Genomic DNA, 24,172 nt, shown 5'->3' with positions numbered 1-24,172 from the left:
ATCCGAAGTCAAGGGAGACCTCGTGAAGCTCGTACCCGCGTTCCGTCCTGCCTTCCACCTGGTGACAGCGGTGTCAGCGCTCGCGCTCGTCGCGAGCGGCCTGGTCGTCGCCGGCAGCGCCAGCGCCGCCCCGGCGGGCACGGGACCGGGCGGCGAGCCAGGCGACGGGCCGAGCACCGCGGCGGAGACCTGGCGCGTCGACGGCCCGCGCGGCTCGCACCTCGACGGCCTGCTGCGCCTCGACGACGCCGGGCAGGTCACGCTCGACGTGCTCGACGACGGGGACGCCGTGGTCTCGGCCACGCGCCTGGGCCTGCGGGGCAGCGACGGCGACCTCACCACGGGCCTCGCGTTCGCCGGCCGGGCCGACCGCACGGTCTCCGACAAATACACCATGTCCACGGGCAAGAGCCGGCAGCGCACGTACACCCACCGCGAGTCGGTCTTCACCTTCACGGCCGCGGACGGCGGCCGCCTCGGGATCGCGGTCCGCGTGTCCGACGACGGCGTCGCCTACCGCTACCTCCTGGACGGCCCGGGCGAGCACCGGGTCGACGACGAGTCGGGCGCCTGGGAGCCGGCCGCCGACGGCCCCGCGTGGATGCAGCGCTCCTACGCCGTCAACTACGAGGCCGAGTGGAGCACCACGACCGCCGCGGCGGGCAACGGCTCCGGCAGCGTCGGGTACCCGGTGCTGTTCGGGCAGGGCGACCGGTACGTGCTGGTCACCGAGGCCGACCTGCACGGCGACTACTCCGGCTCGCACCTCACGCACGAGACCGGCAGCCTGCGCTACGGCGTCGACCTCTTCGAGGGCCGCCCCGTCACCACCACGGGCGACCTGTCGACGCCGTGGCGGGTCGCGATCGTCGGTGACCTGCCCGGCGTCGTCGGCTCCACGCTGGTGGACGACCTCGCCACGCCCGCCGCGCTGGACCCGGGAGCCGACTGGATCAAGCCCGGCCGGTCGAGCTGGAGCTGGCTGACCGACGGGAGCAGCCCGCGCGACGAGGCGCGGCAGCGCGACTTCATCGACCTGTCCGCGCGCAACGGCTGGGAGTACGTGCTGCTCGACGAGGGCTGGGACGCGAGCTGGGTGCCGCGCACGGTCCGCTACGCGCACACCCGCGGCGTGGACGTGATCGTCTGGTTCCACAGCCGCGACCTGCGGACGCAGGAGCAGCGCGACGAGTGGCTGCCGCGCCTGAGGTCGTGGGGCGTGAGCGGCATCAAGGTCGACTTCATGGACTCCGACTCGCAGGAGATCCACCGGTGGTACGACGACGTGGCCCGCGACACCGCCCGCTACGAGCTGATGATCAACTTCCACGGCGCCGCCCTGCCCACCGGCCTGCAGCGCACGTGGCCGCACATCATGAGCTACGAGGCGGTGCGCGGCATGGAGAACGGGATCAGCCCCGAACGCAGCCTCATCGTGCCGTTCACGCGCAACGTGCTCGGCTCCATGGACTTCACGCCCGTCGTCTTCTCGCGCGACAACGACAGGACGTCCAAGGCGCAGCAGGCGGCGATGGCGGTCGCGTACGAGTCGGGCTGGCAGCACATCTCGGACAAGCCCGAGGGGTACGACGACGAGCCCAACGCGTGGCCGTTCCTGCGGAACATCCCGGCGACCTGGGACGAGGTGCGGCTGCTGAGCGGCATGCCGGGGAAGGACGCGGTGATCGCGCGGCGCTCGGGCGACCGCTGGTTCGTGGGCGGCCTGCGCGCCGGCTCCGGCGACCCGCTGCGGCTCCCGCTGGCGGGCCTGACCCGCGGCGGCAAGGTGCAGGTCGACCTGCTGACCGACGACGGCGCCGACGGTTCCGCCACCGTGCACTCCACGGTGCGCACCACGGCCGGTGACACCCTGCGCGTCCCGACGGCGACCAACGGCGGTTTCGTCGCGGTCGTCTGCGCGGCGACCGGCGGCCGCGAGTCCTGCCTGGACCCGGTCGAGGCCCGGCCGGACGCCACGATCACCGTCGAGCCGGCCGAGGCCGACGTCGAGCCCGGCAGCACCGTCGAGGTGCGGGCCGCGTTCACGGTGGCCGACCGCGCCGTCACGCGCGTGCGGCTGACGCCGGACCTGCCCGAGGGCTGGACCGCCGACCGGGGCACGCAGACGGTCGCACGCCTGGCCGCAGGGGAGACCGCGGAGGTCTCCTGGCAGGTCCGGGTGCCCGCCGACGGTGCCACGGGCACGTTCGAGGTGCCGGTCGACGTCGCCTACCGCGCCGGGGGAGACGCGTACGTCGCCGCGAGCCAGGCCACCCTGTGGGTCACGCCGCCCGCGCCGACCGGCAGCCCGTACGTCTCCGACCTCGACTGGACGGAGCAGTCCAACGGCTACGGCCCGGTCGAGCGCGACCGTTCCAACGGCGAGGCCGCGGGCGGCGACGGCAACCCGCTCCGGATCGCCGGCGTCACCTACGACAAGGGCATCGGCATGCACGCCACCGGCTCGGTGACCGCGTGGCTCGGTGGCGCGTGCACCGCGTTCACCGCGCAGGTGGGCATCGACGACGAGGTGCTCGACAAGCCCGGCGACACCGGCGTCGGCTCGGTGCGGTTCGCCGTCTACGGCGACGGCGAGCTGCTGGCCGAGACGCCGGTGCTGTCCAACGACGACGGCGCCGTGGCGCTCGACGTCGACGTCACCGGGGTCCGCCGGCTGCGGCTGGTCGCGGACGAGGGGTCGGACGGCAAGAACTTCGACCACGCCGACTGGGCCGACGCGCGCGTCGAGTGCGGGGAGGGCTGACCGGGCTCGCCGGGCCGGCCGGGCTTGCCGGGCGAGCGTTCAGCCAGTGTTCAGCCGGCCGTCGGGTGCGCTTCGCCCCGGCGGCCGGCGGCGGCACCAGGCTCGTACCCATGAACTCACGCATGCGTACCCGCGTCGGCGCCGTCGTCACCACGGCCGCGCTGGTGCTCTCCGGGGCCGTGGCCTCCGTCGTCGCCGAGGCCGGGACGGAGGCCGGCCTGCAGGCCGGGACCGCGTCGTCGTCGGCCGCCCCGGCCGCCTTCGGTGGCGCCGGCCACGGCGGTGGCACGCCCGCCGAGCGCGCCTACCGCGACCTGCTGGACCACGGACCGGACGCCAAGATCCTGACCGCCGCGCACCGCGCCCAGTGGCGCTCCGCCCCGGAGAACAGCGCGCCCGCGATCCTGGCCGCCTTCAAGGACGGCGCCGAGATCGTCGAGCTGGACGTGCAGCTCACCGCCGACGGCGTCCCCGTGCTGATGCACGACACGACCGTGGACCGCACCACGAACGGGACCGGCCGCGTCGACAGCCTCACGCTGGAGCAGATCGAGGGGCTGCGGCTGCGCGAGGGACTTGGCGGCGCGCAGGCCGCGCTCACCGACGAGCGCGTGCCCACGCTGGAGCAGGCGATGCGCCTGGCCAAGGACCGCGGCCTGGTCAACCTCGACAAGGGCTGGCCGTTCCGCGAGGAGATCTGGGCGGTGCTGACCGAGACCGGCACCGTCCGCAACGGCCTGTTCAAGTCGGACGCGCCCGTGGAGCAGGTCCAGGAGTTCCGCGCCACGCACCGCGGCGCCGTCTACCTGCACATGGTCACGGACGCGAACGTCGCGGACGTCGAGAAGTTCGGCGCCGACCAGCCCGTGGCGTACGAGGTCAACTTCGACAGCACCGCCGACGTCGTCGCCCGCCGTCCGTTCCTGGACCGCGTGGCGAGCGGCAGCCGGGTGTGGAGCAACACGATGTGGAACGGCCTGTCCGAGCGGATGACCGACGAGGCGTCGCTCATCGACCCGCTGCGCGGCTGGCAGGCGCTGGTGGAGGGCTACAACACGACGATCTTCCAGACCGACGACGTCGAGAAGATCGAGCGCTGGCTGCGCACCGGCGAGGGCGACCCGCTGCCGCGCGGCGCCGTCCGGGTCCAGGCCGAGGACTTCCTGCCCGGCGAGGGCGTGGGCTACCACGACCTGGAGCCGGCCAACCGCAGCAACCTGCAGATGCGCCCGGGGGAGGGCGTGGACATCCAGGACCTGGACGGCGCCGTCAGCCTCGGCTGGATGCGCGGCGGTGAGTGGCTGACCTACGAGGTGGAGGTGCCGCGGACCGGCACGTACGAGGTCGCGGTGCGCGCCTCCTCGCCGTACTCGCTCGCCGGCGCGTACACGGTCTCGTTCGACGACGGCGCGCCGAGCGGCCGGGTCGACGTCCGGAACACGACCAGCCACGCCAAGCAGGTGCTGCAGCCGAGCGGCGTCACGCAGCGCCTGACCAAGGGCACGCACACGCTCCGGATCAGCCTGCCCGAGGACGCGTACCAGAACTGGAACCTGGACCGCATCGAGCTCACCCCGGTCCCGCGCTGACACCAAGCCCCCGCACGTGTCAGACGTACAGGTCACTCCGGTGATCTGTACGTCTGACACGTGGGGCTGATGCCCGGGCGGGCGGGCGGATTGAATAGGCTGCGGGACATGACGACACATCGACCGGAGCGGGGTGCGCCGTGGGTGGCCTGATGGGACTGCTGGACGACATCGCCGCGCTGGCCAAGCTCGCGGCCGCGTCCATCGACGACGTCGGCGCCGCGACGGGCCGGGCGACCGCCAAGGCGGCAGGTGTCGTCGTGGACGACACCGCCGTGACGCCCCAGTACCTGCGCAGCGTCGCCGCGCAGCGCGAGCTGCCCATCGTGAAGAAGATCGCGATCGGGTCGATCCGCAACAAGCTGGTCTTCATCCTCCCGGCCGCGCTGCTGCTCAGCCAGTTCCTGCCGTGGCTGCTGCCGATCGTCCTGATGATCGGCGGCACCTACCTCGCCTACGAGGGCGCCGAGAAGATCTGGCACAAGATCTCGGGCCACGGCGAGCAGACGCTGGTGGCCGCCGAGGTCAGCCCCGAGGCCGAGAAGAAGCTGGTCGCCGGCGCCATCCGCACCGACCTGATCCTGTCCGCCGAGATCATGGTGATCGCCCTGGACGAGGTGGCCGACGAGACGTTCTGGTCGCGGCTCGCGATCCTCGTCGTGGTGGCGTTCGTCATCACGATCATCGTCTACGGCATCGTCGCCGCCATCGTGAAGATGGACGACGTCGGGCTGCGGCTCGCCGAGCGCGACTCCGGCTTCTCCAAGACCCTGGGCCGCGGCCTGGTCAAGGCGATGCCGCGCGTGCTCGCCGTCATCTCCGTGGTCGGCACCGTCGCGATGCTCTGGGTGGGCGGGCACATCCTGCTCGTCAACCTCGGCGCCGACGGCACGGGCTGGATCCCCGCGCCCTACGAGTGGGTGCACCACCTCGAGGTGGTCATCCACGACGGCGCCGGCGCGCTCGGCGGCACCCTCGGCTGGCTGTTCAACACGCTGTGCTCCGCCGTCGTCGGCCTCGTGGTCGGCGCGATCGTGGTGGCCGTGCTGCACCTGCTGCCGTCCCGGAAGAAGAAGTCCGCGGAGGCGGCCGCGCACTGACCCGCTCACGCGAACGGCCCCCGGCGCACAGCGCGCCGGGGGCCGTTCTGTGTCCGCGCCCGTGGTCAGGCGCCGGCCGGCGTGTGCACCATCCCGAACGCGTTGCGGCGGCGGATCTCGAACCCGAGGCTCTCGTAGAGCCGGATGGCGTTCGTGTTGCTCGCCGCGGCGTGCATCATGGCCCGGGCGCCGCGCTCGCGGACGTGGTGCACGACGTCGAGCACGAGGCGCGAGGCCAGCCCCTGGCCGCGGAAGCGCTCGTCGGTGGCGACGGCGCTGATCTCGGTCCAGCCGGCCGGCCGCAGCCGCTCGCCCGCCATGGCCGCGAGCACGCCGTCGCGCCGGATGCCCACGTACCGGCCCATCTCGTAGGTCCGGGGCAGGAACGGGCCGGGCTTGGCGCGGGCCACGAGGTCCATCATCTCGGGCACGTCGGCGGCACCCAGCACGACCGCCTCGTCGTCGGGCCGGCCGACCAGCCGCTCGGTCTCGACGAGCTGCACGCCGCCGAACACCTCGCCGCGGGTCCAGCCGGCCGGCAGCGCGACGGACTCGGGCGGGGCGGGGAAGTCGGCGTCGTACCCGACCAGGTCGATGATCGCGGCCCAGACGCGGGGGTCGTCCCACGTGCGGACGGCGGCGAACGGCGAGACGTCCACGGGGTAGCGGCGCACGAGGTCGCCGCCCTCGGCGAAGTGGGCGTGCTCCCCGCTGAGCGACGACCAGGCGGCGTCGTCGAGCACGGTGTGGTCGGGGGCTGTGGTGCGTGCCGCGTCGTCGGGCGTCGCGTCGGTCAGGAGGCTCACGTCATCACCAACTTTCCGGGGGCGACGGGCATTCCGTCGGTGCTGCCCAAGTCGGCAGTTTGCCCGGCAGGTTCGGCAGTTTGCCTGGCGGACTCGGCAGTTTGCCCGGTCGACTCGGCAGTTTGCCTGGCGGACTCAGCAGTCTGCCCGGAGCTTCGGCAGTTTGCCCGGCGGACTCGGCAGTTGGCATCGAGGTCGGCTCAGCCCTGTGCCGACCTCGATGCCAACTGCCGAAGCTCCGGGCGAACTGCCGAAGGTCCAGGCCAACTGCCGAACCTCAGAGCGGCCCCCTCGTCACCTTCGAGGCCTAAGTTTCTTCGCTTTCCGCCGACCCAAAGCGAAGAAACTTAGGCCTCGAAGGGGGCGGCGGCCCCGGCCCCTCCCGCATGCGGACGCCGTCGGTGGTCTGTCGGCCGGTTCGGCGTCCGCCGCGAGGTGCCGTTGTGGTGACGTGGATCACGTGATATGCATGAGTCATGCATGATAGGACGGCAAACCTGTTGGGTGCGGCGTCCCTGGCGGTGACCGACCTGCTGCTGGGGGCGACCACCGCCGCGGCCGCCACCGGGCCGAGCGGGATGGCGGCGCTGATCGCGCTGTCGCGAGCCCCGGGTCTCTCGGCGACGGAGCTCGGGCGGCGCATCGGCCTGACCCAGTCGGCCTCGACCCGCATGGTCGACTCCCTGGAGACCCGCGGGCTGGTCGAGCGGCGCGAGTCGATCGGCAAGTGGGTCGCCGTCCATCCGACCGAGGAGGGGCGACGGGTGGCCTGGGCCGTCCTGACGACCCGGGACGACCGGGTGGCCGGCCTGCTCTCGTCGCTCGACGACGACGAGCGGGACACGCTCGCCGGACTCCTGGAGAAGCTGCTGGTCGCGGCCTACGACGAGAAGCCGGACACGTTCTACCTCTGCCGGCTCTGCGACCGCGACTCGTGCGGCGACGGCAAGGCCACGCACTGCCCGGTCGGCGCGGCAGACCTGGAGGCACGGGCGAACGCGGACGACGTCTAGGCCGACCCGACGACGCGTCATGAGCGGCGCGCAGACGGAGGTGTGACCCGATGGCCGAGACCCTCGCACTGCTGTCCGCGCTGTGCTTCGGCCTGACGCACTTCGTCAGCGGCGTCCTCTCCCGGAGCTGGAACGGGGTGACCGTGGCGGGCGTGGCGCAGGTCGGCGGTACGGCGCTGAGCGTGGTCATCGCCGTCTGCGTGCCGGCGGGCCAACCGGCGCTGGCTCCGCTGCTCTGGGGAGTGCTGTCGGGCGTGGGGACCGGCGTCGGCGTCGCGTACCTGTACCGGGCGATGAGCCGCGGGCCGATGAGCGTCGTCGCGCCCGTCAGCGACGTCGCGGGACTCGCCCTGCCGGTCCTGGTGGGCGTGCTGCTGCTCGGCGAGCGGCCGTCGGCGGCTGCGTACGCCGGCTCCGCCGTCGCCGTGGTGGCGATCTGGCTGGTCTCCCGGGGGCAGCCGGCCGACGGCGTCGGCGCGGGCCCTGCGGGGGGCGGCCGGCGCGGGCGGCGCATGGTCGCGGGGGTGCCCGACGCGCTCGTCGCGGGCCTGGGGATCGCGGCCCACTTCGTGGCCGTCGCGCGGATCCCGCCCGAGGCCGGCATGTGGCCGATCGTGCTGAGCCGCGGGGTCTCCGTCGTCGTGATCGTCGCTCTGGCGGCCGCCCTGGGCGCACCCCTCCGGCTGCCCCGGAAGGCGACCTGGGCGGCACTGGCCGCGGGCGGTGTCGGCACGGTGGCGACGATCCTGTACTGGGTCGCCGTCAACCAGGGCCTCCTGGCGACGACGACGGTCCTGGCCGCGATGTACCCGGCCATCCCCGTGGTGCTGGCGATCGCCTTCCTCCGCGAGCGGCTGGTGCGCAGCCAGGTCCTAGGCCTGCTCGGTGCGGGCGTGGCGATCGCGCTGGTCTCGGCGTAGTCCCTTTCGAGGCCTAAGTTTCTTCGCTTTCAGGCGCCCCAAAGCGAAGAAACTTAGGCCTCGAAGGTGACGACGGATCGGGGCTGGTCGCGGACGCGGACGCCGTCGTCGGCAACCGGCTGAGGCGGTCGGTCGGACCGCCGCCGTTGCGGTTCTGACCATCCCTTTCGAGGCCTAAGTTTCTTCGCTTTGGACGGCGTCAAAGAGGAGAAACTTAGGCTTCGAAGGGGATGGGTTCAGCGCGGTCCAGATTCCACGGGCTGCGCCGGCTGGGCCGACGTCGGCTGCGCCGGTTGCGTCGGCTGCGCCGACGTCGGCCGAGCCGGAGACGCGGGGGTCGGGGCCGGCCTATGTGCGGCCGCTGCGCGGGACGGCGCCGGGGCCCGGAAGATCAGGAAGAGGTTGACCGCCAGCGCGGCCGTGACCAGGCCGATCACGGGAACCAGCAGGTCGGCGCCCAGGTGCGGCCCGGTCGCCAGCAGGTCCCAGCGCCCGACGGCGACGGACCCGGCGAGCGCGGCCCACAGCGCCGTCTCCAGGGCGGGCAGCCACTCGCCGGCCCGCACGTGGAACCCGCTGGCCATCAGGGTCACGACGGCGAGTCCGGCGGCGGCGAGCGGCGTCGTCCACTCGAGGGTGCCGAGCAGCATCGGCAGGACGAGCGCGAACGGGGCCACGAGCTCCGCGACGCCGGTCACGACGACGATCGAGCGGGGCAGGTCGTCGAACCCCGCCCAGCGGTCGATGCCGCGGCCGGCGATCTTGGGCAGGGCCGCGAACAGGAAGAACAGGGCGAGGACGGCCTGCGCCGCCCACAGCGTGGTGGTGAGCATGATGCTCCTTCGGGTCCGTCGGACGGCGGGCTGCCGGCCGGTGCGGACAGGACGAACGGTCGCCCGCGAGTGTGACGCCGTCACATCGCGGGGCGGCCGATCGTCGTGCAGGCATGAGCGAACTAGGACGTGACCCCGGGCAGGGCGCCGACGAGTGCGCGGGGAAGACGGCGGGAGCCGACGACGCCCGCCTCGCGGCGGCCGAGCGCGCCGGCGCCGAGCGAGTCGCCGCCGAACATGCCGACGTCGAGCACGCGGACGCCGGGCAGGCTGAGGCCGGAGATGCCGACGTCGAGCAGGCTGAGGCCGGAGATGCCGACGTCGAGCAGGCTGAGGCCGGAGATGCCGACGTCGAGCAGGCTGAGGCCGGAGACGCCGCCGTCGAGCACGCCGACGTCGAGCGGAACGTGGGCGAACACGCCGCCGCCGCCGAACCTGCCGACGCCGACGCCGACGCCGCCGCCGAACCTGCCGACGCCGCCCGAGTCACCGCCGCGTCTCGCGCCGACCGCGCCTACCTGCTGGCCGTCGCGCGCCGCATCCTGGCCGACCCGGCCGAGGCCGAGGACGTCGTGCAGGACGCCTTCGCCCGCCTCGCGACCCAGGACGTCGCCGCGATCCGGGACCTGCGCGGCTGGCTCGTCGTGGCCGTGCGGCGGCTCGCGTTGGACCGGATCGGCTCGGCGCACCGCCGCCTGTCCGCGCCGCAGGACCCGACGGCGTGGGACTTCGGTGTCGCGGGCAGCCCCGGCCCGGGTCCGGCGTCGTCCCCGGACCCGGCGGACCGCGTGACCCTGGACGACGAGATCCGGGGCGCGCTGTCCGTCGTGCTCGACCGGCTGACGGCGGGGGAGCGCGCCGCGTTCCTGCTGCACGACGTCTTCGGGATCCCCTTCGAGAGCGTCGCGGAGACGGTCGGCCGCACCCCGGCCGCGTGCCGCCAGCTCGCCAGCCGGGCCCGGCGGGCGATCCGCGCATCGGGGCCGACGACGGCGTCCGCTCCCTCACCGACCGCACCGCCCGGACCACGCGCCGACCCCCAGCTGCAGCGCGTCACGGACGCCTTCATCGCGGCGTGCGCCGGGGGAGACCTCGGGGCCCTGGTGCGGATCCTGCACCCCGAGGTCTCGGGCTGGGCGACGCTCCGCGGCGTGCGCGTCGGGTTCGACGTCGGCGCCGAGCGGGTCGCTGCCGGATCCCTGCGCTACCTGGGTCCGACGTCGGGCTGGACCCTCGCCCCGCTGCTCCTGGACGACGGGATGGCGCTCGTCGCCACGCACGACGGCGCGCCTGTCGCACTGATCCGGGTGCTCGTCGCGGACGGCCTGATCACCGCGATCCGCACGGTCCTGCTGCCCTGACGACAACCAGCCGCGGGGACGAGACGTCGCGCTCGGCCAGGATCCGGGGCGTCGTCGTCCCACCCCCTTGAGGCCTAAGTTTCTTCGCTTTGCGATCCCTCAAAGCGAAGAAACTTAGGCCTCAAAGGAGCGATGGGCTAAGCGCTACTGCCCTGACCCGAGGCCGGTCGGCAGTCTGCCTCGCGGACTCGGCAGTTTGCCCCACAGACTCGGCAGTTGGCATTGAGATCGGCACAGGCCTGGACCGATCTCAGTGCCAACTGCCGAAGCTCCGGGCAACGTGCCGAATGCCGCGCGGCGGCCTGCCGAAACCAGCGCTACCCGCCCCCGCCCCCGCTCCTGGCCCCGCACCCGCCCCCGCCCCCGGCTCCACCCCAGCACTCAGCACTCAGCCCTCACCCCTCCCGCCCCACCCCGCTCGACCTTCGCACCCGCAGCACCGCCTCCGCCTCGTACCGCAATGCCTCCGTGCGCCCCTCCAGGCGTTCCAGCAGCAGTCGCACCGCCTCGCGCCCCAGCGTGATGCCGCTCTGGTCCACGCTGCTGAGCCCGACGAGCGGGTGCCGGGCGATCGGCACGTCGTCGTACCCGACCACCGACACGTCGCGCGCGTCCAGCCCGGCCTCGGCGACGGCGCTGAGCACACCGATCGCCAGGGTGTCGTTGCCCGCGAAGATCGCCGTCGGGCGGTCGGGGGAGGCCAGCAGACCAAGCGTGGCCGCGTGCGCCTCGGAGCCGTCGAACAGCGTGTGCACCACCTGCGGCGACAGCCCGGCCGCCGTCATGCGCTCGCGGTAGACGGCGGTGCGCAGCACGTGCGGCTCGGCGCCCGCCTGCCCCGCCCACGGCGGCTCCGGCCGCGACGGGTGGATCGTCAGGTGCGTGATGCGGCGGTGGCCGAGGCCGAGCAGGTGCGACATGACCTGCTCGGCGCCGGAGCGGTCGTCGCCGGTGATCGTGTCGTAGCGGTCGGAGCGGTCGTGCCGTCCGATCATCACCAGCGGCGTGCGCTCGGCGACGCGTTCGAGCCAGGCTGGGTCCACGCGCGGCGAGATGGCGACGATGCCGTCGACCTGGCGGTCGGCGAGGCTGTTGATCGCGACGTCGCCCTTCTGGTCCCGCCCGAGCGGCGCGATGATCATCTGGTACGGCGTGCTCATGAGCGCCTCCGTGGCGCCGTCGACGATCATCGTCAGGAAGTCGTTGCCCACCTGCGGGATCTCGAACCCGAGCGTGAAGCTCGCCCCGCGCATGGCGCGGGCGGCCACGCGCGGCCGGTACTCCAGGCGCTCGATCGCGGCGGTGACCTGGGCCCGCATGTGGTCGCTGACGCCGTAGGCGTTGCGGATCACCTTGGACACCGCGGCCCGGGAGACGCCGGCCTCACGGGCCACGTCCTGGATGGTCGAGGGCCGCGGGCGGCGCGTCGGTTCGGTGCTCATCGTGGTGCCATCCTGCCCGTGTAGATCGGTTGACACCAGAAATGGCGCCCCGCTAGCGTGCTCCCACTGAAAGGATTCATCGGTGCGAGTGTAGATCGCTCTACACGCCATCGTCCCATCCGTCTCTACAAGGAGGTAGAGAGATGTCCCGTGCATTTTCGACCCACCGCAAGGTCCTCGCGGCCGCAGCCGTCCTCACCGTGACCGGCGGAGCCCTGACCGGCTGCGCCGCGTCCGGCGGAGGTGACGGCACCACCGAGATCACCTTCCTCACCTCGAACGACGCCCCCAACCCGGAGACCGCGGAGGCCCTGGCCGCCGCCTTCGAGGAAGAGCACCCCGACGTCAAGGTCAGCGTCGAGATCCGCCCCGGCGGCACCGAGGGCGACAACCTGGTCAAGACCCGGCTGTCCACCGGCGAGATGGCCGACGTCTTCTACTACAACTCGGGCTCGCTGCTCCAGGCCCTCAACCCGGACTCGACCCTCGTGGATCTGAGCGACCAGGAGTGGGTCGGCTCCCTCACCGAGGAGTTCACCCCCGTCGTCAGCACCGACAACGGGCTGTACGGCGCGCCGCTGGGCGCCTCGTTCGCGGGCGGCATCGTCTACAACAAGCCGCTCTACGAGGAGCTCGGCCTGGAGATCCCGCAGACCTGGGACGAGTTCATGGCGAACAACGCGACGATCGCCGCCGAGGCCGACGGCGTCGCCCCGGTCATCCAGACCTACGGCGAGACGTGGACCAGCCAGCTCTTCGTCCTGGGCGACTTCGCCAACGTCGCGGCCGTCGACCCCGAGTGGGCCGACCAGTACACGGCGCACCAGCGCTCGTACGCCGAGGAGCCGGCCCTGCTGGGCTTCCAGCACCAGCAGGAGGTCGCCGAGGCCGGCTACTTCAACGAGGACTTCCCGTCCGCAGCGTTCCAGGACGGCGCCCGCATGGTCGCCGAGGGCGAGGGCGCGCACTACCCGATGCTCTCCAACGTCATCCAGACGATCCTGCAGAACACCCCGGACGCCGTCGACGACATCGGCTTCTTCGCGCTGCCCGCCGAGGATGCCGCCAACACCCAGGCGACGATCTGGCAGCCCAACGCGCTCTACGTGCCGAGGTCGACCGAGGGCGCCGAGCTGGAGGCCGCCAAGGAGCTCGTCGCGTTCGCGAACAGCGAGGCCGGCTGCGAGATCCAGAACGAGCTGCTGCCGCCCGCCGGCCCCTACGCGGGCACGTGCGAGGCGCTGGACACCGCCCCGCCGCTCCTGGACGACATCCAGGCGTACTTCGACGAGGGCAAGGCCGCGAACGCCCTGGAGTTCAGCTCCCCGGTCAAGGGCCCGAACCTGGAGAAGGTCACCGTCGAGGTCGGCTCCGGCATCAAGACCGCCGAGGAGGCGGCCGAGTTCTACGACCAGGACGTCGAGAACCAGGCCCGCCAGCTCGGCCTCGAGGGCTGGTAGGTCGCCGATGGTGGCGACCATGACCGAGGTGCGGCCCGCCCGCCGCCGTCGGACGGCGGGCTCCACCTCGGCCACCCAGCGCAGCGTCTACCCCTCGTGGTTCTACCTGCCGGCCGGAGTGCTCTACCTGGTCTTCTTCGCGGTGCCCACGTTCGCGTCGTTCTGGTTCAGCCTCACGCGCTGGACCCTGTTCGACACCGAGTTCATCGGCCTGGACAACTTCGTCCAGTTCTTCTCCGAGCCCCAGCTCTCGCAGGGATTCGTGAACACGCTGATCTACGGGTTCGTGACCTCGGCCGCCAAGGTGGTGCTCGGGCTGGCGCTCGCGGTGCTGCTCACCTCACAGCTCGTGGGCCGCGGGTACCTGCGGTCGGTGGTGTTCTTCCCGGTGCTCGTCTCGACCATCGGCGTCGGCATCACGTTCAAGGCGCTGCTCGACCCGTTCGACGGCGTGGTCAACACGATGCTCGCCACGTTCGGGATCGAGGGGCCGGGCTGGTTCACCGATCCGAACCAGGCGCTCCTGACCATCGCGGCCGTCGACGTCTGGAAGGGGCTCGGCATCGCGACACTCATCTACATCGCGGGCATCGTCGCGATCCCGCAGGAGTACTACGAGGCGGCGAGGGTCGACGGCGCGGGCCGGTGGCAGCAGTTCCGCTCCATCACGCTGCCGCTGGTCCAGCCCGCGACGGCCACCGTGGTCATCCTGTCCCTGATCGGCGGCCTGCGGTCGTTCGACCTCATCTGGGCCACCACGGGCGGCGGCCCCGGGTTCACCAGCGACGTCATCGGGTCCGTCATCTACAAGCAGTACCAGGCCGGGTTCTACGGGCTGTCCACCGCGGGCAACGTGATCCTGTTCCTCGTGGTCACGGCGATCATGGTGCCGGTCTCCCTGCTGCTGAACCGCAAGGAGGTCGACCGATGAGGCGCGCCGGTTCCTGGGCCACGGGCATCGTGGCCATCGCCGTGTCGGTGGTGGTGTTCCTGGTGCCGTTCGGGTTCATCTTCGTGACGGCGTCCAAGGACGCGTCGGAGGCGTCGCGGCTGGAGTTCTCCTGGCCCACCCAGTGGGCCTTCGTCGAGAACCTGACGGAGGTGCTCACCACCCGCGACGGCATCGTGGTGCGGGCCTTCCTCAACTCGACCGTGCTCACGGTCGTGAGCGTGACCGTGATGGTCGTGCTCGCGGCCATGGTCGGGTACCTGCTCCAGCGGCGGCGCTCGCGGTTCAACCCGGTGGTGAACTTCTTCGTGCTGGCGGGGCTCATCGTGCCGCCCGCCGTCGTGCCGACCATCTGGGTGCTGCAGCAGACCGGGCTGTTCAAGACCATGCCCGGCCTGATCCTCATCGAGGCGACGTTCGGGCTCTCGTTCTGCGTCCTGCTGTTCCGGGCGTTCGTGGCGACCATCCCGCGCGAGCTCGACGAGGCCGCGATCATCGACGGCGCCGGGCCCCTGCGGCTGTTCTTCGCCGTCATCCTGCCGCTGCTGCGGCCGGTGATCATCACGATCGTCGTGGTGCAGGCCGTCAACGTGTTCAACGACTTCACCAACCCGCTGTACTTCCTGCCCGGCGACGAGAACGCGACCGTGCAGCTCACGCTCTACAACTTCCAGAGCCAGATGGTCAGCCAGTTCAACCTGCTGTTCATGGACATCCTCCTGATCACGGTGCCGCCGCTGGTCATGTACATCTTCTTCAACCGCCAGATCGTGGCCGGCATGACGTCCGGCGCGGTCAAGGGCTGAAAGGGGCCACCGATGGAGAACAACCCCACCCGCGTCCGCGAGGTGCGCGTGGAGCGCCGCACCGACGGCGCCTTCGCCGACGTCCCCGACCCCCGCCTGAGCTGGACCGTCGAGTCCGACGCGCCCGGCTGGTGGCAGGCCGCCGCCGAGCTGCGGCTCGACGGCGGGCCCGCGCTCCGCCTGGACACCGACGAGTCCCGGTTCGTGCCCTGGCCGTTCGAACCGCTCACGCCGCACGCCCGGCACACGCTGGAGGTGCGGGTCACGGGCACCGACGGCGGCACCTCGCCCTGGAGCGAGCCCGTCACCGTGCGCAGCACCTTCCTGGCCGACGGCGAGTGGGCGGCCGCCTTCGTGGGCCTCTCCGACCCCGCCGAGCCCGCGACGCCGGGCCTGCTGCGCGCCGAGGTCGACCTGCCCGGCGACGTCGTCCACGCCACCCTCTACGCCTCCGCGCACGGCGTCTACCAGGTCGAGATCAACGGGCAGGACGTCGACGACGCCGTGCTCAAGCCCGGCTGGACCGCCTACCAGCACCGGCTCGTGCACGAGGCCACCGACGTGACCGCGCTGCTGCGCACAGGTGCCAACGCCGTGGGTGTGCGACTGGCCGGCGGGTGGTGGACCGAGAGGTACGGGTTCCACGGCGCCGCCCGGCCCTTCTACGGCGAGCAGCCCGCCGCGGCCGTGCAGCTCCACGTCGAGCTCGCCGACGGCAGCACCCGGGTGCTCACCACCGGGCCGGACTGGCGCGGGGCTGCCACCGGCGTCGTCGTCGCCAGCGGCATCTACGCGGGCGAGCGGGTCGACGCCGGTCGGGCCGCGCCGGGCTGGAGCCTGCCCGGCTTCGACGACTCGGCGTGGGCGCCCGTGCGGGTCGACGCCGCCGACGTCGTCCCGGAACCCGCGATCGCCGAGCCCGTGCGCCGGGTCGACGAGGTCGCGGTGCGCGAGGTGCTCACCACGCCGTCGGGCCGCACGGTGCTCGACTTCGGGCAGAACCTCGTGGGCCGGCTGCGGCTGCGGGTGACGGGGGAGCGCGGGCACGTGATCACGCTGCGGCACGCCGAGGTGCTGGAGCACGGGGAGCTCGGCGTGCGGCCGCTGCGCCACGCGGCGGCGACCGACCACCTGGTTCTCTCGGGCGGCGACGACACGTTCGAGCCCGAGTTCACGTTCCACGGGTTCCGGTACGCCGAGGTGGACGGCTGGCCCGGCGAGCTCGACCTGGAGGCGGCCCGCGCGGCCGTGACCGCCGTCGTCATCAGCAGCGACATGCGGCGCACCGGGTGGTTCGAGAGCTCGGACGAGCTGGTCAACCGTCTGCACGAGAACGTCGTGTGGGGCATGCGCGGCAACTTCGTCTCCCTGCCGACCGACTGCCCGCAGCGCGACGAGCGCCTCGGCTGGACCGGCGACATCCAGGTCTTCGGCCCCACCGCGAGCTACCTCTACGACAGCGACGCCTTCCTCGCGTCCTGGCTGCGCGACGTCGCCGCCGAGCAGGCCGACCGGGGCGGCGTCTGCCCCGTGGTGGTGCCGTTCGTGCTGCCCTTCGGGGCCAAACCGGCGGCCGCGTGGGGCGACGCCGCCACCGTGGTGCCGACCACGCTGCTCGAACGGTTCGCCGACCGGCGGGCGCTCGCGGAGCAGTACCCGAGCATGCGCTCCTGGGCCGACGCCCTGCTGGACCTCGCGGGGGACCGGCTGCTGTGGGAGGGCATGTTCCAGTTCGGCGACTGGCTCGACCCCGACGCGCCGCCGGACGACCCCGCCGGCGCCAAGGCGGACCCCGACATCGTGGCCAGCGCCTACCTGGTGCGCTCGCTGCAGCTCGTCACGCGGGCGGCCCGCGAGGTGGGCGACGCCGAGGGCGTGGAGCGGTACGGCGACCTCGCCGAACGCGCCCGGCGGGCGTGGGTGGCGGAGTACACGACGCCGGCGGGGCGCATCGTCTCCGACGCGCAGACCGCGTACGCGCTGGCCATCACGTTCGACCTGGTGGACGACGCGACCCGCGCCGTGATGGGGGACCGGCTGGCCTGGCTCGTGCGCCGCGCCGGGTACCGCATCGGCACCGGGTTCGTGGGCACGCCGATCATCCAGGACGCGCTCACGAGCACGGGCCACGCCGACGTCGCCGCGCGGCTGCTGCTCCAGACAGGCGTGCCGTCCTGGCTGTACGCCGTGACGATGGGCGCGACCACGGTCTGGGAGCGGTGGGACAGCATGCTGCCGGACGGCAGCATCAACCCCGGGGAGATGACGTCGTTCAACCACTACGCCTTCGGGGCCGTCGCCGACTGGCTGCACCGCACCGTGGCCGGGCTCGCCCCTGGAACACACGGGTACCGGCGGCTGCGGGTCGCGCCCGTGCCGATCGCGGGGCTGGACCACGCGACGGCCAAGTTCGAGACGCCGTACGGGTCGGCGGAGGCGGGCTGGGCGGCGCGGGACGGGCAGATCGTGGTGCACGCGGTGGTGCCGCCCAACGCGACGGCCGTGGTGGTGCTGCCGGGAGATGCCCGTGAGACGGAGGTGGGCGCCGGCCGGCACGAGTGGACCGTGCCCGACCCGCGCGACGGGTCCGTCCCGCCGCCGGTCACGCTTGACAGCACGCTGGGCGCCGTCGCCGACGACCCGGAGGCGTTCGCGACGGTGCTGGCCGCCGTCGAGGCCGCGGACACGGGGGAGACCGGCGCCCTGCGCTCGCTGAAGGAGTGGACCGACCAGCGCACCCTGGCCGAGGAGCTGGTGCGGCTCCCGGCGGGCGCCCCGGACCAGGTGCGGGCGGCGCTGGACGCCCTCAACGCCCGCCGCGGGGCGGTGGTGGCGGGGTAGGGGGGGCGCGGCCGGCTCGTCCCCTTTGAGGCCTAAGTTTCTTCGCTTTGCGGCGCCGCAAAGCGAAGAAACTTAGGCCTCAAAGGAGGGGGTTCAGCGGTGGTCGGCAGTTTGCGCCGGCCAGGGAGCCTCGGGCGTCAGTCCAGGCAGAACTCGTTGCCCTCGACGTCCTGCATGTTCTGGCAGGACTCGTTCTCGCCGTCGGCCAGCAGCAGCACCCCGCGCGTCGCGCCGATCGCCTCCAGGCGGACGGCGTGGGACTCCAGGGCGGCCAGGCGCTCGTCGCCCACCAGGCCCCGGCCGACCTTGACGTCGAGGTGCACCCGGTTCTTGACGACCTTGCCCTCGGGCACGCGCTGGAAGAACAGCCGCGGGCCCACCCCGTTCGGGTCGCTCGCGCCGAACCACGAGTCCCGCTTCTCCTCGGGCAGCGAGAGGGTGTACTCCTCCCACGTGGCGAAGCCGTCCTCCGTCGGGTCCGGCGGGACGTACCCCAGCGCCTCGCACCAGAACCGGCCCACGCGCTCGGGGCTGGCACAGTCGAAGGTGATCTGGACCGGCTGCACTGTCGTCATCGGCACACCATAGGACGCCGACAGCTCCGGGATCACACTGATTCCTTGGTGACGCTCCAGCCGCCGTCGACGTTGAGCTCCACGCCCGTGATGAACGACGCGCGGTCGGAACAGAGGTAGACGATCGCGTCGGCCACCTCCGACGACTCACCCAGCCGTCCCAGCGCCGTCGCCGCGGCCGCGCCGGCCCGCTCGGCCTCGCCGACGCCGTCCCAGTGCGGCGTGAGCACCGGCCCCGGCAGCACGCTGTTCACGCGCACCGCCGGGCCGTACTCGGCCGCGAGCTGGCGGGCCAGGCCCGTCATCCCCGCCTTGGCCGACGCGTACGCGGCCCGGCCCGGCAGCCCGAAGTGCGCGTGCACCGAGGACACCATCACCACCGCACCGTTGCCCGACGCCGACAGGTCGGGCAGCAGCGCGCGCGTCGCCAGGTAGGCGCCCGTGAGCGTCACCCGGATCTGGCGGTCCCAGCTCTCCGGCGGGGTGTCCTCCAGCGTGGCGATGCGGCCCGCATAGGCGTTGTTCACCAGGATCTGCGGCCGGCCCAGCTCCGCGCGGCAGGCAGCGACGGCATCGGCCCAGGCAGCCTCGTCGGCAACGTCCATCACCGAGGCGGACGCCCGGAACCCGGCGGCGCGCAGCTCGTCCCGCAGGTCCAGCACGGTGGGGGAGACGTCCACGAGGAAGACGCCGGCGCCGTCCTCGGCGAGCCGCCGGGCCGTGGCCTCGCCGATGCCCCGGGCGGCGCCGGTGACGACGGCGGTCCGGCCGTCCAGGGGAAGCTCACGCGTCATGACCAGGGCCTTTCGTCGGGGACGTACCGCCGCAGGCTACCCGTCAGATCGGGTATGCCCGCGACCCCGCCTGGACCGTGATCCAGCGCAGCTCCGTGAACTCCTCGACCGCGGCCCGTGAGCCGAACCGCCCCCACCCGCTGGCACCCACGCCGCCGAACGGCATCTGCGGCTCGTCGTGCACCGTCGCGCCGTTGACGTGACAGATCCCGGAGCGGATGCGGCGCGCGACGTCGAGCGCGGCGGTCACGTCCCGACCGAACACCGCCGCCGAGAGCCCGTACTCGGTGTCGTTGGCGATCCGGACGGCGTCGTCGGCGCCGTCGGCCTCGGTGATCGACACGACCGGCCCGAACGACTCCTCGGAGTAGAGCCGCATGCCGGGGCGCACCCCGCGGACCACGGTGGGCCGCAGGTAGAGCTCGTCGGCCGTGCCGCCGGCGATCACCTCGGCGCCCTGCTGCTGGGCGTCGGCGACCAGGTCGAGCACGTGGTCGCGCGCCGCGGCGTGCACCATCGGCCCCACCTGCGACTCGGGGTCGTCCGGCGCGCCCACGGCCAGGCCGGCGGCGCGGGCCGCGAGCCGCGCGGAGAGGTCGTCGGCCACGGACCGGTCCACGATCACGCGCTCGGTCGACATACAGATCTGCCCCTGGTTCATGAAGGCGCCGAAGCTCGCGGCGGCGGCCGCCTCGGCCAGGTCGGCGTCGGGCAGCACCACGAACGGGGCCTTGCCGCCCAGCTCCAGCAGCACCCGGGTCAGGTGCCGGCCGCCGAGCTCGCCGATCACCCGGCCCACCCGCGTGGACCCGGTGAAGTTGACCCGCCGCACCGCGCGGTGCGCCACGAGCGCCTCGACCACGGCGGGTGCGTCCTGGGGCGCGTTGCTGATCAGGTTGACCACCCCGGCGGGCGCCCCCGCCTCGCGCAGGACGTCGACGATCGCGGCCTGCGTGCGCGGCGTCTGCTCGGAGGCCTTGAGCACCACGGTGTTGCCCAGCGCGAGCGGCATCGCCACGGCGCGCACGCCCAGGATCAGCGGGGCGTTCCAGGGCGCGATGCCCACCACCACGCCGGCGGGCTGCCGCACGCCGTACGCGGTCAGGCCCGGCACGTCGGACGGGATGATCTCGCCGACGGCGGAGTAGGCCTGGGCCGCCGCCTCGGCCAGCATGCCCGTGGCCACGTGCACGTTGAACTCGCACCACGGCCGCGTCGCGCCCATCTCCTGGCCCATCACCGCGGCGACCTCGGCGGCGCGCTGCCCGAGCAGGTCGGCGGCGCGCTGCAGCACCTCGCGCCGCGCGGCCGGGGGCAGGCCCGACCACGCGGGCAGGGCGGCGGCCGCGGCGTCGGCGGCGCGGTTGGCGTCCGCGACCGACGCGGCGGCCACCCGGGCGACGGTCCTGCCGGTCAGGGCCTGCACGAAGTCGGTGTAGCGCCCGCCCTCCGCGGGGACGTACCGCCCGTCGACGAACAGGTCGGCGGTGGGGACGGGGGAGGTCTCGCGTTCTGACATGGATGCTCCTCGTCGAGGCGGCCGCCCTCGTCGTCGAGGGGGCACCACCGAGTATTCCGCGAGCGCCCCACCGACGTCTTCTCCTATTACCCCTATTGCCAACGTTGACATAGGAGTTATTCGCTCCTACTGTTCACACAGGCCGGACCAGCGTGGGTCCGGCCGGCAGCACTCGTGAAGCAGGAGCAGGAACGAACGATGGGGTTCGAATGAGCTACGTGACAGGCAGCGCGGCACCGGCCTCCGGTACGGCCGCGCTCTACGACCCGGACGTCCTGGCGGACCTGGTCGCGCGGGTGGGCGAACGGCTGGGCGGCGAGGTGGCGGACGCCGTCGAGCGCTGCATGGCCGACACGCTCGCGCGGACGATCACGCCGCACCCGGACGGCACCGCCTTCGTGATCACCGGCGACATCCCGGCCATGTGGCTGCGAGACTCGACGACGCAGCTCGCGCCGTTCCTGCACCTCGTCGCCGACGACGAGCGCCTGGCGGACACGATCGCGGCCGTCTCGCGGCGGCAGCAGGCCTCGATCCTGCGCGACCCGTACGCCAACGCGTTCAACGACGGCCCCACCGGGGCCGGGCACCGGGACCGCACGGGCGACCCGGCCACGGGCCAGTCGCCGTGGGTGTGGGAGCGCAAGTACGAGATCGACTCGCTGGCCTACCCGGTCCAGCTCGCCCACGACCTGTGGAAGGCAACGGGCCGTACGGACCACCTCGCGGAGATCGGCCAGGTGGGCCGCGCGATCGTCGAGCTGTGGACCACCGAGCAGCGGCACGCGGAGGCGTCGTCGTACACCTTCGAGCGCACCGACTGCCCGCCCACCGACACCCTGGTGCGCGACGGCCGCGGCCCCGAGGTCGGCCACACGGGCATGACCTGGGCGGGCTTCCGGCCCAGTGACGACGCCTGCCGGTACGGCTACAACGTGCCGGGCAACGCGCTCGCGGCGACGGCGCTGCGGCAGCTCGCGGAGCTCGCCACCGCGGTGCTGGACGACGCCGGCCTGGCCGCCCGGGCGGACGACCTGCGCGCGGAGATCGAGCGCGGCATCCGCGAGCACGGCGTGGTGCCCGGCCCGGCCGGTGCGCTCGTGTACGCGTACGAGGTGGATGGCCTGGGCGGCGTGCTCCTGGCCGACGACGCGAACACCCCGAGCCTGCTGTCCCTGCCGCTGACCGGCTGGTGCACCCCCGACGACCCGCTGTACGCCGCGACCCGCGACCTGGTGCTCAGCGACGCCAACCCTTACTACTACCGCGGCACGGCGGCCTCCGGCATCGGCAGCCCGCACACGCCCGAGGGGCACGTGTGGCCCATCGCGCTGGCGATCCAGGGCCTGACCAGCACCGACCCGGCCGAGCAGCGGGCCCTGCTGGACCTGATCCTGGCCACCGACGACGGCACGGGCGCCGTGCACGAGTCGTTCCACGCGGACGACCCGGGCACCTGGACCCGCGAGTGGTTCTCGTGGGCCAACTCGATGTTCTGCGAGCTGGCCCTGGAGGTCGCGGGGCTGCGCACACACCGCCGTCCGGCCCCTGAGAGCAGACCGTGAGCGCCGCCGTCAGCGCCACCCGGCGGCAGCAGACCGTCAGCGCCTGGATCTTCCTGGCCGTGCCGGTCGCGCTGTTCGCGGTGTTCCTGCTGCTGCCGGTCGTCATGGCGGTCGGGCTGAGCCTGACCGACTACGCCGTCATCGGCGACTTCGAGTGGGTGGGCCTGGACAACTACGCGCGCATCGCGGGCGACCCGATCTTCTGGGTGGCCGTGCGCAACACCGCGCTCTACACGGTGCTGTACGTCCCGGCCGGCCTGGTGGTAGCACTGGGCACCGCGCTGCTGCTCAACCGCAGCACGCGCACCGCCCGGGTTTTCCGCACCCTGTTCTACATCCCGGTGGTGTCCTCGACCGTCGCCACGGCCGCCATCTGGTTCTGGCTGCTCAACCCGCAGTACGGGCTGCTCAACGCGGCGCTCGGCTGGGTGGGCATCGACGGCCCGGCCTGGCTGTACGAGTCGCGGTGGGCCATGGTCGCCATCGTCATGATGAGCGTCTGGGCCGGGTTCGGCGCCAACATGATCATCTACCTGGGCGCCCTCCAGGGCGTGCCGGGGGAGCTGGTCGACGCCGCCCGCGTCGACGGCGCGGGGGCCTTCCGGGTGTTCTGGCACGTGACCCGGCCCTCGATCTCGCGGGCCACGTTCCTTATCCTGACGCTGCTGCTGATCGCCGCGTTCCAGGTGTTCGACCAGGCGTACGTGCTGACCAAGGGCGGCCCGGGCAACTCGACGCTCACCCTCGTCTACTACATCTACGACCGGGGCTTCGGGCGGCTGGAGATGGGCTACGCCTCGGCGCTGTCCTTCGTGCTGTTCCTGGTCATCCTCGTCTTCTCCGTGGCCAACGCCCGGATCACCGGACGGGAGAACGACCGGTGAGCGCCGTGACGGCCGGCCCCGTCCAGGCCGGGCCCGCCCTCGCGACCAGGCCCGCGCCGACGTCGGACAAGCGGCCCCCGAGCGCACGGAGCGTCGTCGGCAAGGTGGTCTGGACGATCGCCGTCGTGCTGATCAGCGTGACCACCGTGCTGCCGCTGGTCTGGACCCTGTCCACGTCCCTCAAGCCGGAGGGCGAGATCCTCTCGTCCTACCTCCAGGTGGTGCCCGACAACCCCACCCTGGCCAACTACGTGGCGCTGTTCACGGACGGCCCGTTCGGGCGGTACCTGGCCAACTCGGCGGTCATCGCGCTCGGCGGGGTGGCCACCAACCTGTTCTTCGGCGGCCTGGCCGGGTACGCGCTGGCCAAGCTGCGCTTCCGCGGCCGCGGCGTCGTCTTCTCGCTGTTCCTGGGCTCCATGATGGTGCCCGGCATCATCACGATGGTCCCCACCTTCCTGGTGCTGCGCCGCTTCCCGCTGGTGGGCGGCAACGACCTGTTCGGCGAGGGCGGGGCGGGCTTCATCAACAGCTACGGCGCCGTGCTCATCCCGTTCGCCGCCGGCCCGTTCGCCGTGTTCTTCATGCGCCAGTTCTTCCAGGCGCTGCCCGACGAGCTGGGCGACGCCGCCCGTATCGACGGCGCGAGCGAGTTCCGCATCTTCTGGAACATCTACCTGCCGCTGGCCCGCGCGGGCCTCGCGGTCCTGGGCGTGCTGACCTTCCAGGCGGGCTGGAACAGCTTCCTGTGGCCGCTCATCGCCCTCAACGACCCCGAGATGCTCACCGTCCAGGTGGGCCTGGCGGGATACGTCAACGAGTACCAGACGCAGTACGGGCCGCTGCTGGCGGGCACGATCCTGGCGAGCCTGCCGGTCCTGCTCGTCTTCGTGGTCGCCCAGCGCTACATCATCGAGAACTTCGCCCACTCGGGTACGAAGTGAGCACCCT

The 24,172-nt window shown here is 72.7% G+C and carries 20 protein-coding genes; 13 read left to right on the top strand and 7 right to left on the bottom strand.

Translation table 11 applies throughout. The features are described from left to right. Window positions 1–22 precede the first annotated feature (22 nt). The 3 genes from H291_RS0127375 (at window position 23) to H291_RS0127365 (ending at window position 5,453) form a co-directional block, all read left to right on the top strand. Window positions 23–2,764: a glycoside hydrolase family 97 catalytic domain-containing protein gene (locus tag H291_RS0127375; RefSeq protein ID WP_020018226.1), complete on the top strand. Its 2,742-nt coding sequence runs from the start codon at window positions 23–25 to the stop codon at window positions 2,762–2,764. 110 nt (window positions 2,765–2,874) lie between these two features. Next, entirely contained in the window at window positions 2,875–4,353 is a 1,479-nt protein-coding gene (locus tag H291_RS0127370; protein ID WP_198012603.1) for a glycerophosphodiester phosphodiesterase family protein, read from the top strand. A 152-nt stretch (window positions 4,354–4,505) separates the two neighbouring features. Further along, a complete protein-coding gene (locus H291_RS0127365) occupies window positions 4,506–5,453 on the top strand; it encodes a DUF808 domain-containing protein (RefSeq protein WP_020018224.1) in 948 nt (315 codons plus the stop codon). Window positions 5,454–5,518: 65 nt separating this feature from the next. On the opposite strand, the gene H291_RS0127360 is transcribed toward H291_RS0127365, so the two are convergent. Next, complete coding sequence (locus H291_RS0127360) at window positions 5,519–6,259, bottom strand: GNAT family N-acetyltransferase (protein WP_020018223.1); 741 nt, start codon at window positions 6,257–6,259, stop codon at window positions 5,519–5,521. 476 nt (window positions 6,260–6,735) lie between these two features. Here H291_RS0127360 and H291_RS0127355 point away from each other — a divergent pair, with 476 nt between their 5' ends. Further along, window positions 6,736–7,272, top strand: a complete 537-nt coding sequence (locus H291_RS0127355) for a MarR family winged helix-turn-helix transcriptional regulator (protein ID WP_026366188.1) — start codon at window positions 6,736–6,738, stop codon at window positions 7,270–7,272. 50 nt (window positions 7,273–7,322) lie between these two features. After that, window positions 7,323–8,192, top strand: coding sequence for an EamA family transporter (locus H291_RS0127350; protein ID WP_020018221.1), 870 nt, complete (start codon window positions 7,323–7,325; stop codon window positions 8,190–8,192). A 236-nt stretch (window positions 8,193–8,428) separates the two neighbouring features. Here the strand turns inward: H291_RS0127350 and H291_RS33070 are convergent, their stop codons facing one another. Further along, window positions 8,429–9,025: a DoxX family protein gene (locus tag H291_RS33070; RefSeq protein ID WP_020018220.1), complete on the bottom strand. Its 597-nt coding sequence runs from the start codon at window positions 9,023–9,025 to the stop codon at window positions 8,429–8,431. Between the two features lie 122 nt (window positions 9,026–9,147). Continuing rightward, complete coding sequence (locus H291_RS0127340) at window positions 9,148–9,444, bottom strand: hypothetical protein (RefSeq protein WP_020018219.1); 297 nt, start codon at window positions 9,442–9,444, stop codon at window positions 9,148–9,150. On the opposite strand from H291_RS0127340, the gene H291_RS31875 reads away from it, so the two are divergent. Further along, window positions 9,433–10,386 carry a sigma-70 family RNA polymerase sigma factor gene (locus H291_RS31875; protein WP_020018218.1) on the top strand — a complete coding sequence of 318 codons (954 nt, stop codon included), beginning with the start codon at window positions 9,433–9,435 and terminating at the stop codon, window positions 10,384–10,386. The two genes, H291_RS0127340 and H291_RS31875, sit on opposite strands and share 12 nt — an antisense overlap. A 395-nt stretch (window positions 10,387–10,781) precedes the next feature. On the opposite strand, the gene H291_RS0127330 is transcribed toward H291_RS31875, so the two are convergent. Continuing rightward, window positions 10,782–11,828, bottom strand: coding sequence for a LacI family DNA-binding transcriptional regulator (locus tag H291_RS0127330; protein WP_020018217.1), 1,047 nt, complete (start codon window positions 11,826–11,828; stop codon window positions 10,782–10,784). A gap of 143 nt (window positions 11,829–11,971) precedes the next feature. Here H291_RS0127330 and H291_RS0127325 point away from each other — a divergent pair, with 143 nt between their 5' ends. Genes H291_RS0127325 through H291_RS0127310 form a run of 4 tightly spaced genes read left to right on the top strand, consistent with a single transcriptional unit; the run spans window position 11,972 to window position 17,884 of the window. After that, window positions 11,972–13,288, top strand: coding sequence for an ABC transporter substrate-binding protein (locus tag H291_RS0127325; protein ID WP_020018216.1), 1,317 nt, complete (start codon window positions 11,972–11,974; stop codon window positions 13,286–13,288). A 19-nt stretch (window positions 13,289–13,307) separates the two neighbouring features. Next, complete coding sequence (locus H291_RS0127320; protein ID WP_051109654.1) at window positions 13,308–14,219, top strand: carbohydrate ABC transporter permease; 912 nt, start codon at window positions 13,308–13,310, stop codon at window positions 14,217–14,219. After that, the gene (locus tag H291_RS0127315) at window positions 14,216–15,043 is read left to right on the top strand and encodes a carbohydrate ABC transporter permease (protein WP_020018214.1); all 828 of its coding nucleotides are present in this window, start codon (window positions 14,216–14,218) and stop codon (window positions 15,041–15,043) included. Before H291_RS0127320 ends, H291_RS0127315 begins: the two co-directional genes overlap by 4 nt. Before the next feature lie 12 nt (window positions 15,044–15,055). Further along, the gene (locus H291_RS0127310; RefSeq protein WP_020018213.1) at window positions 15,056–17,884 is read left to right on the top strand and encodes an alpha-L-rhamnosidase; all 2,829 of its coding nucleotides are present in this window, start codon (window positions 15,056–15,058) and stop codon (window positions 17,882–17,884) included. Between the two features lie 137 nt (window positions 17,885–18,021). Here the strand turns inward: H291_RS0127310 and H291_RS0127305 are convergent, their stop codons facing one another. The 3 genes from H291_RS0127305 to H291_RS0127295 are packed head-to-tail and all read right to left on the bottom strand — an operon-like array spanning window position 18,022 to window position 20,772. After that, window positions 18,022–18,459, bottom strand: a complete 438-nt coding sequence (locus H291_RS0127305; RefSeq protein ID WP_026366187.1) for a VOC family protein — start codon at window positions 18,457–18,459, stop codon at window positions 18,022–18,024. Between the two features lie 32 nt (window positions 18,460–18,491). Further along, window positions 18,492–19,253, bottom strand: a complete 762-nt coding sequence (locus tag H291_RS0127300; RefSeq protein WP_020018211.1) for an SDR family NAD(P)-dependent oxidoreductase — start codon at window positions 19,251–19,253, stop codon at window positions 18,492–18,494. A 43-nt stretch (window positions 19,254–19,296) separates the two neighbouring features. After that, window positions 19,297–20,772 (bottom strand): aldehyde dehydrogenase family protein, encoded by a 1,476-nt coding sequence (locus tag H291_RS0127295; RefSeq protein ID WP_020018210.1) that lies wholly within the window; start codon window positions 20,770–20,772, stop codon window positions 19,297–19,299. 209 nt (window positions 20,773–20,981) lie between these two features. Between H291_RS0127295 and H291_RS0127290 the strand changes: the two genes are divergently transcribed. Genes H291_RS0127290 through H291_RS0127280 form a run of 3 tightly spaced genes read left to right on the top strand, consistent with a single transcriptional unit; the run spans window position 20,982 to window position 24,165 of the window. Continuing rightward, window positions 20,982–22,337 (top strand): glycoside hydrolase family 125 protein, encoded by a 1,356-nt coding sequence (locus H291_RS0127290; protein ID WP_020018209.1) that lies wholly within the window; start codon window positions 20,982–20,984, stop codon window positions 22,335–22,337. Then, the gene (locus H291_RS0127285; RefSeq protein ID WP_020018208.1) at window positions 22,334–23,221 is read left to right on the top strand and encodes a carbohydrate ABC transporter permease; all 888 of its coding nucleotides are present in this window, start codon (window positions 22,334–22,336) and stop codon (window positions 23,219–23,221) included. The genes H291_RS0127290 and H291_RS0127285 overlap by 4 nt, the downstream gene beginning before the upstream one ends. Further along, the gene (locus H291_RS0127280; protein ID WP_020018207.1) at window positions 23,218–24,165 is read left to right on the top strand and encodes a carbohydrate ABC transporter permease; all 948 of its coding nucleotides are present in this window, start codon (window positions 23,218–23,220) and stop codon (window positions 24,163–24,165) included. Before H291_RS0127285 ends, H291_RS0127280 begins: the two co-directional genes overlap by 4 nt. Window positions 24,166–24,172: the final 7 nt, after the last annotated feature.

Source organism: Promicromonospora sukumoe 327MFSha3.1 (genome assembly GCF_000385135.1).
Classification (GTDB): domain Bacteria; phylum Actinomycetota; class Actinomycetes; order Actinomycetales; family Cellulomonadaceae; genus Promicromonospora; species Promicromonospora sukumoe_B.
The sequence above is the reverse complement of the archived record's forward strand: the minus strand, read 5'-3'. Positions and strand labels throughout refer to the sequence as shown.

Coding starts and splice junctions, on each gene's coding strand:
- H291_RS0127370 (WP_198012603.1), top strand. CDS start 2,875: ATGAACTCACGCATGCGTACCCGCGTCGGCGCCGTCGTCACCACGGCC.
- H291_RS0127365 (WP_020018224.1), top strand. CDS start 4,506: ATGGGACTGCTGGACGACATCGCCGCGCTGGCCAAGCTCGCGGCCGCG.
- H291_RS0127355 (WP_026366188.1), top strand. CDS start 6,736: ATGCATGATAGGACGGCAAACCTGTTGGGTGCGGCGTCCCTGGCGGTG.
- H291_RS0127350 (WP_020018221.1), top strand. CDS start 7,323: ATGGCCGAGACCCTCGCACTGCTGTCCGCGCTGTGCTTCGGCCTGACG.
- H291_RS33070 (WP_020018220.1), bottom strand. CDS start 9,025: ATGCTCACCACCACGCTGTGGGCGGCGCAGGCCGTCCTCGCCCTGTTC.
- H291_RS0127330 (WP_020018217.1), bottom strand. CDS start 11,828: ATGAGCACCGAACCGACGCGCCGCCCGCGGCCCTCGACCATCCAGGAC.
- H291_RS0127325 (WP_020018216.1), top strand. CDS start 11,972: ATGTCCCGTGCATTTTCGACCCACCGCAAGGTCCTCGCGGCCGCAGCC.
- H291_RS0127320 (WP_051109654.1), top strand. CDS start 13,308: ATGACCGAGGTGCGGCCCGCCCGCCGCCGTCGGACGGCGGGCTCCACC.
- H291_RS0127315 (WP_020018214.1), top strand. CDS start 14,216: ATGAGGCGCGCCGGTTCCTGGGCCACGGGCATCGTGGCCATCGCCGTG.
- H291_RS0127310 (WP_020018213.1), top strand. CDS start 15,056: ATGGAGAACAACCCCACCCGCGTCCGCGAGGTGCGCGTGGAGCGCCGC.
- H291_RS0127305 (WP_026366187.1), bottom strand. CDS start 18,459: ATGACGACAGTGCAGCCGGTCCAGATCACCTTCGACTGTGCCAGCCCC.
- H291_RS0127300 (WP_020018211.1), bottom strand. CDS start 19,253: ATGACGCGTGAGCTTCCCCTGGACGGCCGGACCGCCGTCGTCACCGGC.
- H291_RS0127295 (WP_020018210.1), bottom strand. CDS start 20,772: ATGTCAGAACGCGAGACCTCCCCCGTCCCCACCGCCGACCTGTTCGTC.
- H291_RS0127290 (WP_020018209.1), top strand. CDS start 20,982: ATGAGCTACGTGACAGGCAGCGCGGCACCGGCCTCCGGTACGGCCGCG.